Origin of the sequence: Actinoplanes sp. NPDC049316, assembly GCF_040677315.1 — a bacterium.
In the GTDB taxonomy this organism is placed as follows: domain Bacteria; phylum Actinomycetota; class Actinomycetes; order Mycobacteriales; family Micromonosporaceae; genus Actinoplanes.
Genome location: NZ_JBFAQM010000005.1, coordinates 304,048 through 320,925, shown reverse-complemented (window position 1 = coordinate 320,925; position 16,878 = coordinate 304,048). Strand labels below are relative to the sequence as shown.

Annotated in this window: 19 protein-coding genes; 11 read left to right on the top strand and 8 right to left on the bottom strand. The window is 72.5% G+C overall.

All coding sequences use genetic code 11. The features are described from left to right. Nucleotides 1-73: 73 nt before the first annotated feature. The 4 genes from AB0K03_RS10705 to AB0K03_RS10690 are packed head-to-tail and all read right to left on the bottom strand — an operon-like array spanning nucleotide 74 to nucleotide 3,408. Nucleotides 74-1,111: an acyl-protein synthetase gene (locus tag AB0K03_RS10705; RefSeq protein WP_364682924.1), complete on the bottom strand. Its 1,038-nt coding sequence runs from the start codon at nucleotides 1,109-1,111 to the stop codon at nucleotides 74-76. Next, nucleotides 1,108-2,439, bottom strand: coding sequence for an AMP-binding protein (locus tag AB0K03_RS10700; protein WP_364682922.1), 1,332 nt, complete (start codon nucleotides 2,437-2,439; stop codon nucleotides 1,108-1,110). The genes AB0K03_RS10705 and AB0K03_RS10700 overlap by 4 nt, the downstream gene beginning before the upstream one ends. Further along, entirely contained in the window at nucleotides 2,436-3,173 is a 738-nt protein-coding gene (locus AB0K03_RS10695) for an SDR family oxidoreductase (protein WP_364682920.1), read from the bottom strand. The genes AB0K03_RS10700 and AB0K03_RS10695 overlap by 4 nt, the downstream gene beginning before the upstream one ends. Continuing rightward, nucleotides 3,166-3,408, bottom strand: a complete 243-nt coding sequence (locus tag AB0K03_RS10690) for an acyl carrier protein (RefSeq protein WP_199515053.1) — start codon at nucleotides 3,406-3,408, stop codon at nucleotides 3,166-3,168. The genes AB0K03_RS10695 and AB0K03_RS10690 overlap by 8 nt, the downstream gene beginning before the upstream one ends. A 194-nt stretch (nucleotides 3,409-3,602) precedes the next feature. Between AB0K03_RS10690 and pseB the strand changes: the two genes are divergently transcribed. The 9 genes from pseB (at nucleotide 3,603) to AB0K03_RS10645 (ending at nucleotide 11,528) form a co-directional block, all read left to right on the top strand. Continuing rightward, on the top strand, nucleotides 3,603-4,577 hold the full coding sequence (gene pseB / locus AB0K03_RS10685) for a UDP-N-acetylglucosamine 4,6-dehydratase (inverting) (protein WP_364683071.1): 975 nt from the start codon (nucleotides 3,603-3,605) through the stop codon (nucleotides 4,575-4,577). Next, nucleotides 4,577-5,701, top strand: a complete 1,125-nt coding sequence (locus AB0K03_RS10680; RefSeq protein WP_364682918.1) for an aminotransferase class I/II-fold pyridoxal phosphate-dependent enzyme — start codon at nucleotides 4,577-4,579, stop codon at nucleotides 5,699-5,701. The genes pseB and AB0K03_RS10680 overlap by 1 nt, the downstream gene beginning before the upstream one ends. 4 nt (nucleotides 5,702-5,705) lie before the next feature. Beyond that, nucleotides 5,706-6,509 (top strand): hypothetical protein, encoded by an 804-nt coding sequence (locus AB0K03_RS10675; RefSeq protein WP_364682917.1) that lies wholly within the window; start codon nucleotides 5,706-5,708, stop codon nucleotides 6,507-6,509. Next, a complete protein-coding gene (locus AB0K03_RS10670; RefSeq protein ID WP_364682915.1) occupies nucleotides 6,506-7,930 on the top strand; it encodes a hypothetical protein in 1,425 nt (474 codons plus the stop codon). The genes AB0K03_RS10675 and AB0K03_RS10670 overlap by 4 nt, the downstream gene beginning before the upstream one ends. A 7-nt stretch (nucleotides 7,931-7,937) precedes the next feature. Beyond that, nucleotides 7,938-8,672, top strand: coding sequence for a cytidylyltransferase domain-containing protein (locus tag AB0K03_RS10665; RefSeq protein WP_364682913.1), 735 nt, complete (start codon nucleotides 7,938-7,940; stop codon nucleotides 8,670-8,672). Nucleotides 8,673-8,743: 71 nt separating this feature from the next. Further along, on the top strand, nucleotides 8,744-9,805 hold the full coding sequence (locus AB0K03_RS10660; RefSeq protein ID WP_364683069.1) for a spore coat protein: 1,062 nt from the start codon (nucleotides 8,744-8,746) through the stop codon (nucleotides 9,803-9,805). 10 nt (nucleotides 9,806-9,815) lie between these two features. Continuing rightward, complete coding sequence (locus tag AB0K03_RS10655) at nucleotides 9,816-10,121, top strand: pyrophosphatase (protein ID WP_364682912.1); 306 nt, start codon at nucleotides 9,816-9,818, stop codon at nucleotides 10,119-10,121. Nucleotides 10,122-10,152: 31 nt separating this feature from the next. Next, nucleotides 10,153-10,488, top strand: coding sequence for a PadR family transcriptional regulator (locus AB0K03_RS10650; RefSeq protein WP_364682910.1), 336 nt, complete (start codon nucleotides 10,153-10,155; stop codon nucleotides 10,486-10,488). After that, entirely contained in the window at nucleotides 10,485-11,528 is a 1,044-nt protein-coding gene (locus AB0K03_RS10645) for a hypothetical protein (protein ID WP_364682908.1), read from the top strand. The genes AB0K03_RS10650 and AB0K03_RS10645 overlap by 4 nt, the downstream gene beginning before the upstream one ends. A gap of 9 nt (nucleotides 11,529-11,537) precedes the next feature. On the opposite strand, the gene AB0K03_RS10640 is transcribed toward AB0K03_RS10645, so the two are convergent. Then, entirely contained in the window at nucleotides 11,538-11,804 is a 267-nt protein-coding gene (locus AB0K03_RS10640; protein ID WP_364682906.1) for a helix-turn-helix domain-containing protein, read from the bottom strand. Nucleotides 11,805-11,998: 194 nt separating this feature from the next. Here AB0K03_RS10640 and AB0K03_RS10635 point away from each other — a divergent pair, with 194 nt between their 5' ends. After that, nucleotides 11,999-12,490, top strand: a complete 492-nt coding sequence (locus tag AB0K03_RS10635) for a response regulator (RefSeq protein ID WP_364682904.1) — start codon at nucleotides 11,999-12,001, stop codon at nucleotides 12,488-12,490. Between the two features lie 45 nt (nucleotides 12,491-12,535). Then, nucleotides 12,536-13,579, top strand: a complete 1,044-nt coding sequence (locus tag AB0K03_RS10630; RefSeq protein WP_364682902.1) for a S66 peptidase family protein — start codon at nucleotides 12,536-12,538, stop codon at nucleotides 13,577-13,579. On the opposite strand, the gene AB0K03_RS10625 is transcribed toward AB0K03_RS10630, so the two are convergent. From AB0K03_RS10625 to alr, 3 genes are read right to left on the bottom strand one after another with little or no spacing between them, the layout of a single operon-like run. Further along, a complete protein-coding gene (locus AB0K03_RS10625; protein ID WP_364682900.1) occupies nucleotides 13,563-14,609 on the bottom strand; it encodes a CapA family protein in 1,047 nt (348 codons plus the stop codon). The two genes, AB0K03_RS10630 and AB0K03_RS10625, sit on opposite strands and share 17 nt — an antisense overlap. Continuing rightward, nucleotides 14,606-15,577, bottom strand: coding sequence for a hypothetical protein (locus AB0K03_RS10620; RefSeq protein ID WP_364682898.1), 972 nt, complete (start codon nucleotides 15,575-15,577; stop codon nucleotides 14,606-14,608). Before AB0K03_RS10620 ends, AB0K03_RS10625 begins: the two co-directional genes overlap by 4 nt. After that, nucleotides 15,574-16,692 carry an alanine racemase gene (alr, locus tag AB0K03_RS10615; RefSeq protein WP_364682896.1) on the bottom strand — a complete coding sequence of 373 codons (1,119 nt, stop codon included), beginning with the start codon at nucleotides 16,690-16,692 and terminating at the stop codon, nucleotides 15,574-15,576. The genes AB0K03_RS10620 and alr overlap by 4 nt, the downstream gene beginning before the upstream one ends. Nucleotides 16,693-16,878: the final 186 nt, after the last annotated feature.

The following is a 16,878-nucleotide window of genomic DNA, read 5'->3' as shown; positions in this document are numbered from 1 at the left end:
CTGGGCATGCCCTCCTGGCCCTCGCCGTCGCGGCCGTTCACCGCTTGCCGTGAGCGTGGCTCGGTGCAGTCGGTCATGCCGTCTCCCGGTACGTGTCGGAGCAGCCGCGCGCCTCAGCGCGGGGCAGGCGGCCGAGGACGGAGAAACGCTTGCCCGGCCAGTCGCCGTCGTCGACGCCGTCGAGCACGCCGAGGTCCTCGGTCAGCAGGACGTGCCCGGGGTACGACGTGGGCAGCGTGCTCACCACTTCGATGAGCCCCGGCTCCCCCACCGGCTGCTCCTCCCACGTCTGCGGGTTGCGGATGATGACGTCGGCGAAGTCGGGGCAGTAGAGCGAGCCGCCGGACGGCCCCTCGAGGAAGATCGTGCCGATCTGCTCGACCATGCCGTAGAAGTTGTGCATCCGGCTCAGCCCGGTGTCCTCGCGCAGCCGCCGGCGGAACTCGGCCGGCGACACCGCCTGGTCCACGAGCTTCTTCCAGCCGCCGGAGTGGATGAGGATGCCGTTGCTCAGGTCGAGGCCGTGCGCGCGGGCCACCTCGTACAGGTGCAGCCAGACCAGATAGGTGAAGCCGAAGATCAGGAACGGCTCGCCGCCGTGCTGCTCCAGGAACGAGGTGAGCGCCGCGAGGTCGGGGTTGCCGTCGGCGTCCAGGGCCCACGCGTGGTCCCGGCCGAACGTGGCCATGCCGAGCACTCCGGCACCGCGGGCGCTGAACGAGCGACGGTCCTTCAGGATGCCGCGGGAGTCGGCGAGGATCATCGGCAGCCGCTTGCCGCCGAGCACCGTCTGCAGGGTCGCGCCGAGCTGGCGGGTCTGCGTCGCGGCGGCGGCCTTGTCGAGGTGGATGCGGCTGACGTCACCCGTGGTGCCGCTCGACGTCAGGACCTTGAAGACCTCGTCGTCGGGGATGCTCTTCAGGGTCAGGGTCTTGAAGAGGCGTACGGGCAGCCACGGCAGCTCCGCCACGGTCGCGGCCGAGGTGAACCCGGAGGCCGAGAGGATCCGGTCGTACTCGGCGCAGCGCTCGCGGTGATGCTCGGTGAGCTCGGAGAGTTCCTTGTGCAGCAACGTTTCCCGGGCCGCCTGCGGCAGCGTGAACACGCTCATCTGAGGGCCTCCAGGGACCGGTAGTCGACCTTGCCAGTCGGCAGCAGCGGGAGCGCGTCGATGCCGCGGACGTCGAGGCCCGAGAAGTGGGTGCCGAGGAAGGCCGCCAGCTCGCCGCGGACCGAGCGGGCCAGGTTCTGGTCGGCGCCCTCCACGAACACGTGGAGCTTGTCCTCGCCGGCGACCGCGGCGACCGCGCCGTGCGGGGCGAGGGACCGCTCGACGTCGTCGAGGTTCACCCGGACCCCGAACACCTTGCCGATGCGCTTGAGCCGGCCGGTGAGGAACAGGAACCCCTCGTCGTCCAGGCGGCCCAGGTCACCGGTGCACAGGACGCCGCCCAGGTCGTCGCCGCGAGCCAGGTCGGCGGCGCTCTCGGCGTACCCCATCATGACGTTGGGCCCGGAGAAGACCACCTCGTCGTCCACGATGGACAGCGAGCCGCCGGGGATCGGGAGGCCGGCCGAGCCGAGCTTGTCGGCGATCCGGTCCGGCGGCAGCACGGTCATCCGCGCGGTCGCCTCGGTCTGGCCGTACATGACGAAGAGCCGGCCCTCGACGGCCGCCATCCGCTGCGCGAAATCCTCGACCAGGACCGGGCGCAGCCGGCCGCCGGCCTGGGTGAGCGTGCGCAGGCTCGGGTGCGCGGCCGGGTCGAAGCGCAGCCGGCGCAGCATCTCGCACTGGTACGGCACCGCCGCCAGCGAGGTGACGCCGTGGGCGCCGACGGCCGTCCAGAAGTCCCGCTGGAGGATGCCGCCGCGCTCGAGCACCACCGTGGCCCCGCGCAGCACATGACTGTTGAGCACCGACAGCCCGTACGTGTAGAAGAGCGGCAGGGTCGTCGGTGCCACGTCGTCACCGGTGATGCCGAGGCTGTCGCCGATGGCGGCGGCGTTGGCGAACACGGCCGAGCGGGAGAGCCGCACAAGCTTCGGGTTGCCGGTCGACCCGCTGGTGGTGAGCAGCAGCGCCAGATCCGGGTGCGGTGCGACGGCCGGGCTCTCGCGCACCCAGGTGTCACCGTCGGCCCGGTAGCCGTCCGGCGGCGCGGTGCGGATCCCGGTGACCTGCACCGGCTCGAAGCGGTCGACCAGCCCGCGCAGGACCGTCTCGTCCAGATCGGGGTCGAGCAGCGCGACGGGACGCCCGGCCGCGAGCGCACCGAAATAGCGCGCGACGGCGCCGACCTCGGTCGGCGTGAGTGCGAAGACGACGCCGGGTGGCAGCTGCGCGAACGCGGCCGCCGCGGCGTCGACGTGCTCGGGCCGCAGGGTCTCGCCGGTGACCGCGTCGACGACCCGGGCCTCGGGATGGAGCAGGTTCACAGCGTGAGTCCTCCGTCGACCCCGAGCACCTGGCCGGTCACGAACCGGGCCTGCTCGGAGAGCAGGAACGCCACGACGTCGGCGACCTCGTCGGCCTCGCCGAGCCGGCCGAGCGCGGTGTCCGCGATGCGCTTCGCGCGGCCCTCGTCGCCGAGCGTGCCGAGCATGTCGGTGGCGATGAAGCCGGGCGCCACCGCGTTCACCCGGATCCCGCGCGGGCCGAGCTCCTTCGCCGCGGACCGGGCCAGGCCGCTGACCGCGGCCTTCGAGGCGGCGTACACCGCCTGACCGGCGATCCCGGTGGTCCCGGTGATCGACGAGACGAGCACCACCGCGGGGTTGCGGCCACGGCCGAGCAGCCGTACGGCGCCCTGCAACGTGTACGCGGCCCCCGCGGCGTTCACGGCGAACAGCCGCTGCACGGTCGCGTCGTCGGTCATGCCGAGCACACCGGCCGCGTGCGTGCCCGCGTTGACCACGAGCGCGTCGAGCCGGCGGAAGTTCTCGAACGCCACGCGCATCAGCGCGCGGCTGGTCTCCGGGTCGGCGATGTCACCGTGCGCGGGGACTGCCTGCACGCCGTACTTGTCGGCGAGCTGCGCGGCCGCCTCCTCGATGACGTCGGCGCGGTGGCCGTGCACGACGAGGTCGTGGCCCTGCTCGGCCAGCCGCTGCGCGACCGCCCGGCCGATGCCGCGGGACGCTCCGGTGACGAGCGCAACCCGATCAGGCATCGAAGTCCACCCCGTATTTACCGAGAATTCGCACGGCCTCGCCGAATGAGGACATATTGATGACGTCATCGGTGTCGATCATCACCGAGAATTCATCTTCGATGGCCGCCACGAGCGACATGTGGGCCAGCGAGTCCCACTTGTCGTTGTCCTGGTAGTGCAGATCGTCCACGGGCGCGTCCGGCGCCAGGTCCAGCGACGTCCGGAACGCTTCACGCAGTCTCTGCAGCTCGATCACGGTGTTACTCCAAGGGTTCCGCGGGCGAAGGAAACCACCTTGCATCAGCGGTCGCGACGCGGCGACAAATCCGAGTTGAACTGGACGTGAATTGCGACTGTCCTTTTTTCCGACCGCTGGAATAGTCGTCCGTCGTGGTTATGCTTTCGCCGTTCATTGCCCGTGCCCACCCCCGGGAGCAATTCATGAGTGTGTTGAGCGGATCGTCGATCCTGGTCACCGGTGCCACCGGTTCGTTCGGGAAGGCCTTCCTGGGCCACGCACTGGCGAACCTGGACCCGCAGCGGATCGTGGTCTTCAGCCGCGACGAGCTGAAGCAGTACGAGGTCCGCCAGATGTTCGGCGACGACCCCCGGCTGCGCTTCTTCATCGGCGACATCCGCGACAAGGACCGGCTCGACCGGGCCATGCACGGCGTCGACCACGTCGTGCACGCGGCCGCCCTCAAGCAGGTCGACACCGCCGAGTACAACCCGTCGGAGTTCATCGCGACCAACATCAACGGCTCGCAGAACGTCGTCGACGCCGCGATCAACGCCGGCGTGCAGCGGGTCGTGGCGCTCTCCACCGACAAGGCGTCCAGCCCGATCAACCTGTACGGCGCGACCAAGCTCGTCGCCGACAAGCTCTTCATCGCCGGCAACCACTACGCGGCCACGCACCCGACCCGCTTCTCCGTCGTGCGCTACGGCAACGTGATGGGCAGCCGCGGCTCGGTCGTGCCGTTCTTCCGCAAGCTCAACGCCGAGGGCAAGAGCCTGCCCGTCACCGACAAGCGGATGACCCGCTTCTGGATCACCCTCGACCAGGCGGTGAAGTTCGTCGTCGACTCGTTCGACGTGATGCAGGGCGGCGAGCTTTTCGTGCCGCGCATCCCCAGCATGCGCATCCTCGACCTGGTCGAGGCCGTCGCGCCGGACGCGCCCACGCACGAGACCGGCATCCGCCCCGGCGAGAAGCTGCACGAGGAGATGATCGCCTCGGACGACAGCCGCCGGACCCTGCGCTTCCCCGACCGCTACGTGGTGCAGCCGGTCGTCGCGAGCTGGGGCTACCAGACCCCCGAGGGCGGCGAGCCGGTCGCCGACGGCTTCAACTACCGCTCGGACAACAACGACCTGTGGCTGGAGGTCGACGAGATGCGCGACCTCATCAAGGAGAAGTGATGCTGCCGTACGGACGGCAGAACGTCACCGACGCCGACGTCGAGGCGGTCACCGCGGCCCTGCGCAGCGACTGGCTGACCACGGGACCGGGCGTCGACTCCTTCGAGCAGGACCTGGCCCGGGTCGCCGGGGCGCCGTGCGTCGCGGTCAGCAACGGGACGGCGGCGCTGCACACGGCGTACGCGACCGCCGGGATCGGCCGCGGCGACGAGGTCGTCACCACACCGATGACCTTCTACGCCACCGCGGGTACGGCCTCGATGCTCGGCGCGACCGTGGTGTTCGCCGACGTCGAGGAGGACACGGCGAACCTGGACCCGTTCGCGGCGGAGGCGGCGGTCACCTCCCGGACCCGCGCGATCGCGGCGGTCGACTACGCCGGGCACCCCGCCGAGTACGACGACCTGCGCAAGGTCGCGGACAGCGCGGACGCCGTGCTCATCGCGGACGCCGCGCACGCCATCGGCAGCACGTACCGGGGAAAGCCGGTCGGCACGTTGGCCGACCTGACGACGTTCTCGTTCTTCCCCACCAAGAACCTGACGACCGGCGAGGGCGGCGCGGTCGCGTCCCCCGATCCGGAGCTGCTGCAGCGGGCCCGGGTGTTCCGCACGGTGGGGCTCGTCCGCGACCGCGCGGTGATGCGCCACCCGGACGAGGGCGGCTGGCACCAGGAGGTCCACGAGTTCGGCCTGAACTACCGGCTGCCGGACGTGCTCTGCGCGCTGGGCAGCTCGCAGCTGCGCCGGCTGGCCGCGTTCAAGGCGCGCCGGCAGGAGCTGACCGCGCGCTACGACGAGCTGCTCGCCGGCGTGCCGGGGTTGCGGCTTCCGGTCACCCGCGACCACGTCGACCCGATGCGGCACCTCTATCCCGTACGCGTCCTCGACGGCCGGCGCCGGGAGGTGTTCGACCGGCTGCGCGCCGCGGGCATCGGGGTGCAGGTCAACTACGTGCCGGCGTACTGGCACCCGGTCTACGAGGACCTCGGCTACCGGCGCGGCATGTGCCCCAACGCCGAGGCCTTCTACGCCGAGGAGCTCTCGCTGCCGCTCTTCTACGACCTCACGGACGCCGACCAGGACCGGGTGGTCGAGGCCCTGCGTACCGTCCTGGAGAGCTGAGCCCGTGCACCACGCGAACCACTTCTACGGCCATGCGCACGTGATGGCCGAGTACTGCGGGCTCGACGGCGATCCGCCGCGCATCGACGGTTACCTGCAGCACGGCTGGAACGTGGTGGACGGACTGGGCGCGGGCACCCCGTACGTCTCGGGCCGGCCCATCTTCGTGTGGTCGGAGCAGACCCGGCGGCGCGCCTGGTCGATGGGCCGCCGGTACGCGACGGTCGTCGGCGCGCCCTTCCTCTATCTGCTGCGGATGACGGACGCCGACGACGGCGGCCCGCGCGAGGGCACGATCTGGTACCCGTTCCACGGCTGGGAGGGCCAGCACATCGCCGGCGACCACCAGCGGCTCATCGACGAGATCCTGGAGACCGAGGACGGCCCGGTGACGTTCTGCCTCTACTGGCACGAGTATCGCGACGACCGGGTCCGCCGCCGGTACGAGCGGGCCGGCCGGGTGATCTGCCACGGCTACCGCGGTTTCCGCTGGCGCGACACCGACCCGAATTTCCTCCGGAGTCAGCTCACCGAGCTGCGCCGGCACCGCCGGGTCGCCTCCAACCGGCTGAGCAGCGCGGTCCTCTACGGCGCGGCGGTCGGCTGCGCGCCCGCGGTGTACGGCGACCCCATGCACCTGGCCGGCGAGGTCCGCGCGACCGCCGAGCGCATCCGCCGCCAGTGGCCGGAACTCCACGGCAAGTCCCCCGATCCGCACCAGGCCCGGGAGTCGGCGCTGGCCGAACTGGGCGCCGACGTCCTCGCCTCTCCGGCCGAGGTCCGCGCGATGTTCGGGTGGGCCGCGTGAGCCTTCGACACATCGGCGGTGAGATGGCCGGCTGGTCCGACACCACTCCCGCCGGCGGACCCTCGTACGGCCACCTGCTCGACACCCTGCACCCGCTGCTCCCCGAGGGCGCCCGCGTCCTCGTCGCCGGGCCGCACGATCCCTCGCTGCTGACGGTGCTGCCACCCGACGCCGAGGTCACGTGCCTGGTCCGCGCCGAGTCCGACGCCGACGCCCTGAATCGCCGCGTCGCCACCGTCCTCTGTGGATCGCTGTCGAAGCTCACCGAGACCGACCACTACGACGTCGTCATCGCGCTCGACGGCGTGGACCGGCTCTGCTCGGTCGAGGGCCCGCAGTACGACTGGGCCGAAGCGCTGCAGGCCCTGCGCCGCGTGCTGCGCCCGGGAGGCGCGTTGCTGCTGGCCGTCGAGAACGAGCTGGGCGTGCACCGCCTGGTCGACCGCACCGCAGTGACCTTCGCGCACACCGACGCCGACTGGCGCCCGGTCGGCGAGTACGGCACCAAGCCCGGCAGCCCGGCCCGCCTGCGGCAGCACCTCGCCGCGGACGGCCTGACCGTCGCCTGGCTCGCCGCGGCCTGGCCGCTTCCCTCCGCGCCCGGGCTGATCGTCGACGAGCCGACGCTGCGCGACGGGCCGGCGGGTGCGCTCGCCGCGGCCGCCTCCGCCGTGACCGGGGCCGCGTACGCGGACCGCCCGGTGCTCAGCGACCCCCGCCGCCTGGCCGCCACGGCGATCCGCGGCGGGCTGGGGCCCGAGTTCGCGCCGGCGTGGGTGGTGCTCGCCTTCCGCGGACCCCCCGCCCGCGTCACCCCGCCGGCCGCGGTGCTCGGGGCCGGGCCGATGCCGCCGATGCCGCCGGGACGGCTCCTGGAGGAACTGCTCATCGGCGCGTGCCTGCGCCACGACCTGCCCGCGCTGCGGTGCCTGCTGTCGGCGTGGGTCGCGGAACAGCCCGCCGCCGCCGCGGACAACGTGCTGGTCGACGGCGACACGTTCGCCGTGTTCGACGCGGCGCGACCGCTGGTGGAGCCGGCTGTGGCGATCCGGCGCTTCGCGGAGACGCTGCTCGCCGGTGGATACGACCAGCCATGGCCGGCGGCCCGGGACACTGCCGCGCTGACAGCCGTGCTGCTCGCCGCGGCCGGGCTCTCCCCTGCGGCCGACGTTCCGGAGCTTCTTCCTCCGGCGCCGGACTGGCTGCGCGAGCACGAGGAACGCGTACGCCGCCTGGAGGAGCAGCTGGCCGACGCGGGCGAGCGGATCCGGCACGTCGAGTCGGAGCTGGTCAAGCGCGACGGCGAGCTGCGCCGGGCCCAGCTCCAGATCGACATGTTCAGCGGCACCGTCGGATACCGCATCACCAAGCTCGGCGCGCGCGCCGCCCGCGCCGTCCGCCGCAACCTCAAGAAGCGATAGGACCGATATGCGTACCCTCGGCATCGTCCAGGCCCGGATGGGCTCCTCGCGGCTGCCCGGCAAGGTGCTCCGGCGCCTCGGCGGGCGTACGGTGCTGGACCGGGTCGTCCGCGCCGCGCACGACAGCGGGGTCCTGGACGACCTGGTCGTCGCCACCACCACGGAGACCCGCGACGACGCGGTCGTCGCCGAGTGCGAGGCCATCGGCGTGGCGGTGCACCGCGGCCCGGTCGACGACGTGCTCACCCGCTTCCTCGGCGTGCTGGACGAACGCGCCGACGAGTCCGACGCGGTGCTGCGGTTCACCGCCGACTGCCCGCTGCTCGATCCGGAGCTCATCATGCTGGCGGCCAACGTCTTCGCGGCCACCCCGGACCTCGACTACCTGAGCACCTCCATCGCGCGGACGCTGCCGCGCGGGCTCGACGTGGAGATCGTCCGGACCGAGGTGCTGCGGCAGATCGACAAGCTCGCCACCGACCACCACCGCACCCATGTCACCTCGTACGTCTACTCGCACCCGTACGACTACAGCGTGCTCGGGCTGACGCTGCAGCCCGACCTGTCACACTTGCGGCTGACCTTGGACACCGAGGACGACTGGCGGCTCATCGAGACGGTGGTCGCGCAATTCGGGGACCGGCCGGTGCCCGTACGCACGCTCGCCGACTGGCTCGCCGACCGCCCCGAGCTGGCCGGAATCAACGCACACGTACGGCAGAAGGAGCTAGCGCAAGCGTGAGCGACTGCACCGAACAACGCCGAGGGCAATCGGTGAACGGCCGCAACGGTGAGGGCCAGGAGGGCACGCCAATGCAGCACAGCGTGAACATCGGGATTCGGTGTGATGCGGGGGCTCGTACCGGGGTCGGGCATCTCGTCCGGTGCGTGGCACTCGCCGAGGAACTGACCTCGCGCGGCGTCGGCGTGCACTTCCTCAGCGACCTCGGCGGCCTGGAGTGGGCGGAACGGCAGCTCACCAGCCGGGGCCTGCCCTGGCATCCCGCGCCGTACGACACCGTCGGGCTCCTGGCGGCCGCGGACCGGCTGCGGCTGGACGCGGTGGTCGTCGACTCGTACGTGCTGCCGCCCGCGCACTCGACCGCCCTGCGCGCGTCGGGCCGGGCCGTCCTGGCCATCGTGGACGGTGATCTGCGCGGCCAGGAGGCGGACGTCTACGTCGACCAGAACCTGGACGCCGAGCTGCTGACGCCGGAGCTGCCCGCGGGTGCGGCGCGCCTGGCGGGGCTCGATCATGCGCTGCTGCGCCGGGCCGTCCGGGACCTCCGGCCGCCGGCCCCGCCACTCGCCGGCCCGGCCGGCACACCCCGGGTCGTGGCCTTCTTCGGCGGCACCGACGCGTACGGTGCGGCGCCCGTCGCCGGACGCCTGATGATCGGCACCGGCGTCGCGTTCTCGGCGACCATCGTGGCGGCGACCGACGAGCTGCGCACCGAACTGCTCGCGCTGCGGCCCACCGAGGGCCAGCGCCTCGACATCATCGCGCCGACCGACGACCTGCCGAGCCTGCTCGCCGACGCCGACCTCGTCATCAGCGCGAGCGGCACCTCGACCTGGGAGCTGCTCTGCCTCGGCCGGGCGGCGGCGCTGGTCTGGGTCGTGGACAACCAGATCCTCGGGTACGACCGCACGACCGGCCGCGGACTCGCCGCCGGTCTCGGGCACCTGCCGGCCCTGCGCGACTCCCCGGCCGAAGTGGTCGACCGGATGCGCGAGCTGCTCTTGAATCCCGCGGCCCGGGCCGAGCTGGCGGCCCGGGCCTGGGCGGCGGTCGACGGCCAGGGCTGCTCCCGCGTCGCCGACGCCCTCCTCGGCGCCGTCCGCTCGAGGATTTCTGTCGGGCCCGCGCGGTAACTTACGCGGCATGGACCTGCGCCGACTGTCCGATGACGTCGAGAGGGTGTCCGAGCGTTATGCCGAGGCCTTCGGCATCCGCCGCGACGACACCTGGTTCCTGCTGAAGCTGCAGGAGGAGGTCGGTGAGCTGACCCAGGCCTTCCTGATGCGGGCCGGGCAGGCGCGGGACAAGGGGCGGTCGCCGGCCGACCTGCACGCCGGGTTCGCCGCCGAGGTCGCGGATGTGGTGTGTCACGCGCTGCTGCTCGCGCGGCACTGCGACGTGGATCTGCCCGCCGAGATCGAGCGGAAGTGGCTGTCCCGGCTGCGTTGACCCATAGTCAATTGATCTTTATATTGCTCGCATGGCGACGTCGATGCGGGAACCGACCTTCTGGATCCTGACCGCCCTGGCGACCCGGCCCCTGCACGGGTACGGGGTGCTCCAGGAGGTGGGCCGGCTGTCCGAGGGGCAGATGAAGCTGCAGGCCGGCACCCTGTACGCGGCCCTCGACCGGCTCAGCGCCGAGGGCCTCGTCGAGCCGGACCACGACGAGGTCGTCGACGGGCGCACGCGGCGCTACTACCGGCTCACCGACCACGGCGCGGTCGCCCTCGACGCGGAGACCGAACGGCTGCGGCGCAACGCGCGCACCGCCGCCCGGCAGTTGTCCGTACGCCACGGGCTGGAGACCGCGTGAACGGGTATCGCGTGGTGCTGCGGGCGTACCCGAAAGGGCCCCGCAGGGAAGAGCTCTTCGACACGCTGACCGAAAGCGGTCGCACCCGGCCGGCGCTGCGCGAGATCCCGAACCTGCTCCGGCACGGCATGCGGGCCCGCCTGGGCCGGCCGGCCGGGCGCGGCATCGTCGTGATCGCGGTGCTGATCGCACTCTCCACCGGCCTGCTCGGCGCGGCCGTCGCGTCCCGGCTCGCCTGGGAGACCGCGCCGGACTTCCCGCACGGCGCGCGGCTCGCCGCCATCCAGGAAACCGTCTTCCCGGGCATGCGGCACCGCGCCGAACGCGACAGCGACGCCCTGTTCCTCGACATACGCGAGCCTTCCGTGACCGAGGTGCTGCTGCACGGGCACGACGAGGACGTCGCCTTCGCCACGCTGGCCATCGGCCCCGAGGACCGGTTCGTCCGTGGCGACTACCGGGCGTGGACGGAGACGACCGCCGCCCGGCTCGCCGCGTCCGGCTGGGACGTGGGCCCGACCGTCCCCACCGGCGCCACGGAGATCGCCACCGGGCGGCTCATGCAGGACGGCACCGACCTGAAGGCCACCCGCGGCGGCATCACCATGACGGTCGAGGCGCTGACCTCGGTGGTCGACACCCCGCCGGGCAGCTTCGAGGCCACCGCCACACTGGAACGCCGTACGCCGGCCCACGTGAGCGTGCTGACCTGGCTCGGCTGGCTCGCCGGTGCGCTCGTCGGCTGGCTGCTCACCGGATGGGTGAGCCGCCGCACCGAACACGCGAGCGCGGGCGTGCGGTCCCTGACCCGCGAACCGGCCGTGGTGGCGCTGGTCCTGCTGACGCCGCTCACCCTGGCCGGCACGCTGATCCTGCTCGTCCAGACCGCCGGCGGCCCGCCCGGCGTGCCGTTCTGGTTCTACTCGGTGACCTACGGGTACGGGCTGACCCGCATCGCGGCCCTGATCAGCCTGGTGCCGGTGGTGGCGGCGGCCCTCTGCGGCGGGCGTGACGCGGCGCCGGCCGAGGCTCCCTCGTAACCGGCTCGATCAGCCCGGGCGGCGCTCGAACCGGCTCAGGTAGACGTCCAGGTCCAGGTCGGATTTTGGCGCCGTGTTGATCTCCAGGATGAGGTCGAGGGCGGCGACCAGTTTGAGCACCAGGCCGACCTCCGCCGTGGCCTTGCCCGCCTCGAGGTCGGACAGCCAGCGACGGCTCAGGCCCGCGCGCGCGGCGACGGCTGCCTGGCTCAGGCCGGCTCGCCGCCGGACCTCGCGGAGGTGGTTGCCGAGGTCGGAGGGCCGGTCGATGCGCATGCCACCTCCCGATGTGAACGTACGCGCACAGCGTAGCTCATGTGCACGTACGTTCCCACTTGCGCGAATGCGCGCGTACGTTCCCATAGCCGTGAATGTGAGCGTACGTGCGCATCCGGTTATTCGGCTAAGTGATTCCGGGGGCGGGCCGAACAGAGCTGCGGACTCCCTGCGGGCCGGATCGAGGTGTTGCCGTGACCACCGTTCTCGTCGCCGATGATGATGCCGATCACCGCGAGCTGCTGACCCACGCGCTCCGGCGGTTGGGGCACCGCGTGGTCGCGACCGCCGACGCGGAAGCCGCCCGGCGCGCCCTGGGCGCCGGGGGGATCGATGCCGTGCTGCTCGACGTCCGGATGCCCGGCGAGTCGGGGATCGATCTGTGCCGCCGGCTGCGGACCGATCCGGTCACCGCGGAGTTGCCGATCATGCTGGTCAGTGCCGATGTCAACGGGCGGCGGATGCTGGCCGGGATGGACGCCGGCGCCGACGACTACCTGACGAAGCCGTACTCGCGGTCCGAGCTGGGCGCGCGGGTGGAGGCGCTGCTGCGGCGGCGGAGCATGAGCGCCGCGCTGCCTTCGACGGTGGCGAACGCCGCGATGCTCGCGGCTCGGGCGGCGCTGCCCGCCCCCGTACCACTCGCGCCGGCGCAGACCGAGCGAACCCTGCCCCGCACGGCCTGACGAAAACGGCGTGCGATGTCGTCGGCGCGGCTGCTTGAATGCGGCATGCGTCCCGACTTCAGCCCGCCACCCAAGCTCGCTCCCGGCGACCGCGTCGCCATCGTCTCGCCTTCCTTCGCCGCGCCGGCCGTGTTCCCCGCCGTTCACGAGTTGGGCCTGCGGCGGCTGCGCGAGGAGTTCGGGTTGGAGCCGGTCGAGTATCCGACGACCCGGCGGCATGCGACGCCGGCCGAGCGGGCCGCCGATCTGATGGACGCGTACGCCGATCCGGGCATCCGCGCGGTCTTCGCCACCATCGGCGGTGACGACCAGATCACCGTGCTGCGGCACCTGGACCCGGCGCCCTTCGTCGCCGATCCGAAGCCGTTCCTCGGCTACTCGGATAACACCAACCTGCTGAACTGGTTGTGGCACCACGGCGTGGCCGGCTATCACGGGATGTCCACGATGGTGCACCTGGGCCGGGGCGCCGGGGTTCACCCGGTGGTCGCCGATTCCCTGCGCGCGGCGCTGTTCACCGGCGGCGACCTCGTCGTACGCCCGGTGGCCGACTTCACCGACGAGGAGCTCGACTGGGCCGATCCCGCCGCCCTGACCGGATCCGCGCCGAGGTATCCCAGCCCGGAGCGGGTCTGGCACCACGCGGACCGGGTGGTGAGCGCGCCGACCTGGGGCGGGAACCTGGAGATTCTGCATTGGACGCTGGCGGCGAACCGCTGGGTCCGGCCGGTGGCCGACTACGCCGGCTGCGTGCTCCTCCTGGAGACGTCGGAGGAGATGCCACCGGCCGAGGAGGTGTTCCGGATGCTGCGCGACTTCGGCGAGCGCGGCCTGCTCGAGCAGTTCCCGGCCGTCGTGGTCGGCACGGCGAAGGGTACGTCGTTGCGCCAGGCGCGGAATCCGGAACAGCGAGCCGGCTACCGCGAGGAGCAGCGGGCCGCCGTGCTGCGGGCGTTCGAGGCGTACCACCCCGAGGCCATGATCGTCTTCGGGGTGGACTTCGGGCACACCGACCCGCAGTGGGTGCTGCCGTACGGGGGTCGCCTGACGGTGGACGGGCCGGCGCGGACCGTCACTGCTCACTACTGACGGTGCCGAGGCCGGCGCAGTCCCGCAGGTCGGTGAAATTGTCCCGGGCGAGGCCGGCGCGCCATCCGGTGAGCACCGTCGGCTGCCCCGTGCCGGAGACGACGGTGGGCACGAACGCCGAGCTCACCACCCGCCGGTCTCGGACGGTCAGCCGCAGCACCCCGGCCCGCGCGCTGTACGGCTGGAACAGCCCCGAGCTGTACCAGAGGAAGTTGCCGAGCCCGTACGCGATGTAGGCGTCTCCGGACCGCCCGGCTCCCTGCAGCACGTGGGCGTGCGCGCCGACGATGATGTCGGCACCGGCCTTGACCAGCGCGTCGGCGAAGTCACGTTGCAGCCGGTTCGGGCACCGGTCGCCCTCGGTCCCCCAGTGCGGGAGCACGACGACGAGGTCGCTGTCGGCACGTGCGGCGCGGACCGCGGCCAGCGCCCGGCCGGTGTCGAACGCCATGGCGAGACCCGCCTTGCCGTCCGCGGCCGCCCATTCCGCGGCGAGGTCGTCGACCTGGCTGAAGGCGAAGACGGCCAGGCGCACGCCGCGGACCGTACGCCGCCACGGCTTGTAAGCCTCGGTGGCGTTCTTGCCGGCGCCGACGGTGCCGATCCCGCCCTTGCGCGCCGCGGCCATCGTGTCGGCGAGTCCCTGCCGGCCGTAGTCGAGGCTGTGGTTGTTGGCCAGCGAGACCGCGTCGATCCCCGCCGCCTTGAGGGCGGGCACGGCGGCGTCGCGGGCCCGGAAGAGGTACCGCTTCGGTTCGGGCTTGCCACGGCTCGTGATCGGCGTCTCGAGGTTGACGAAGGTCAGGTCGCCCTTCGCCAGTTCCGTCGCGACCGGCCCGAACGCCGTGGCCGGGTTCGCGAGCAGCTTGTCGACCCGGCCCTCGAAGTGCACGTCGCCGGCGAAGGTCAGCGTCAGCTCGGTGGCCGCGGCGCCGGCCGTCTGCGGCGGGTCGCCGCCGGACGAGGAGGCGCACCCCGCGGTCGCGATCAGCAGGAACGCACAGGCCGCCGCCGTCAGCCGCCGAATCATCGGGACACCCCCGCGAACGTCCGGGCCCGTACCTGCCGGGCCAGCGCCAGCAGCACCAGGCCGCCGGCCGCGATGCCGGCCGTCAGCACCAGCGGCTCCGCCAGTGCCACCACCAACTGCACTGCGGACCCCATCGCCGACAACCGCGCCAGCAGGACCTTGTCGGCCAGACCCAGGACCGGGACGAGAAGCAGATAAACCGGTACGGCCGCAGCACCCACCGCCGTCAGGGCACGGAACCGTAGTCGCGCCGCGACGGTGAGCGCGAACGGCAGGGCGGCCAGACCGGCGACGACGACGGCGAGGCCGGCCGGGAAGCGGTCGACACCGAGCACGCAGGCACCGACGACGGCCACGACAGCGCGCGCCGCCACCTCCCGCCAGGACGACGGCTCCGCCGCGCGCTCGATCTGCCGGGCGAACCGGAGGCCGACGGCCAGGAAGACGAGGAATGACACCGCGCTGGTCAGCAGGGTTGCCGCGCACAGCACCGCGACGAGCGCAGCTCCGGGCACCCGCTGCGTCGCCTTGGCGATCAGCGGGAACAGCGCGAGCGCCCACAGCAGGGACAGCTCCGGCGGTGGCAGCAGGGCGATGCCGAGCAGCTCGCGGGAGTCCCGCATCGGGACGCCGATCAGCCCGGGATCGATGCGGCGCAGCAACGTCACGGTGAAGGCCAACCACGCGTAGTGCGCGACCAGCACCGGAAGAACCGAGGTCAGCAGCAGCCGGCGCCAGGGCAGGGCGACGAGCCGTTCCGTCTGGCGCCCGAGGAAGACCAGGAACAGCGGCGCCCCGGCCACCCCGGCGGCGCCGGCCACCGCCCACCAGGCGAGCGGCACGGGAACGGTGATCGCCCACTCGATCTGCAGGTAGTGCCGGGCCACGACGTACTGGGCGAGCGCGGCGCAGACGCCGAGGCCCGCCGCGGTCGCCAGCGCCTGCGTGGTCTCGCGGGGATGCGTCACGGAGCCCCTTCGTAGCGGCGCGTCACCCGGGCGCCGATGCCGGTGAGGATGTCGTTCGGGTTGGTGCCCGCCCAGGCGGCCCACTCCGCGGCGGTCGGCTCGCCCCGGTCCCCCGGACCGAACATGATCGCGTACTCCCCCGCGCGCACGGGCAGGTCGCCGACGTCGAGCACCACCTGGTCCATGCTGACCCGGCCGGCGACCGGGCATCGGACACCGTGGACGAGGAACTCGGCACGGCCGGCCGCCTGCCGCGGCACACCGTCGGCGAACCCGAGCGGCACCAGGGCGAGCGTGGTCTCCCGATCGGTGAAGAAGTCGGGACCGTACGAGACCCCCGTGCCCGCCGGCACCCGCTTGGTGAGCAACACCTGGGCCCGTACGGTCATGGCCGGCCGCAGCCCGAAGCTGCGTCCCGGCACGGGTTCGATGCCGTACAGGCCGATGCCGGCCCGGAGCAGGTCGTGGCGTGCCTCGGGGACCTGCAGCCCGGCGGCCGAGTTGGCCAGGTGCAGGATCGGCGGGTCGATGCCCGCGGCGAGGGCGGTCTGCCGACCGACCTCGAACTCCCTTAGCTGGCTGCGCAGGTGCGCGCTGCCGGGGTCCTCCGCGCCGGCCAGGTGCGACCAGAGTCCGCGTACGCGCAGCAGCCCGGCGCCCTCGAACTTGCGCGCCCACGTGAAGAGCTGCGTCCACTCCTCGACCGGCGCGCCGCCCCGCGACATACCCGTGTCGATCTTGAGGTGGACGTTGGCGACCGTGCCGGTCCGGTCCGCGGCGTCGGCCACGGTCTCCAGGGCCTCCACCGCGCCGACGGACACGTCGATGCCGGCCCGCAGCACGTCCTCGAACGTCTCACCGGGTGGGTAGAGCCACAGCAGCATCGGCGCGGTGAAGCCCAGCCCGCGCAGTGCGAGAGCTTCCGCCACCGATGCGACGCCGAGCCAGGTGGCACCGTGCCGCAGCGCGGTACGGGCGACCTCGGCGGCCCCGTGCCCGAAGCCGTCGGCCTTGACCACGGCCATCATCCCGGCGGGACCGGACGCGGCGGCGAGCACGCCGGTGTTGTGGGCGATGGCGTCCAGATCGACGACGGCCTCGGCCATCGCCGTCATCGCCGGACCCTCGGTCGGGACGTGGAGTTCAGCACCGGCGCATGCTCCGGGAGGGCCCTGCTCGATTGGAAGGTCATTCTCTGCTCAATCCGCCACCGTCACGGACTGTGTCAGCATCGCGACGCACTTGCCGGAAAGGGCCATGATGTCCACACGCGGGGGCAGAAGCCGGACGGCGGAGGCGGC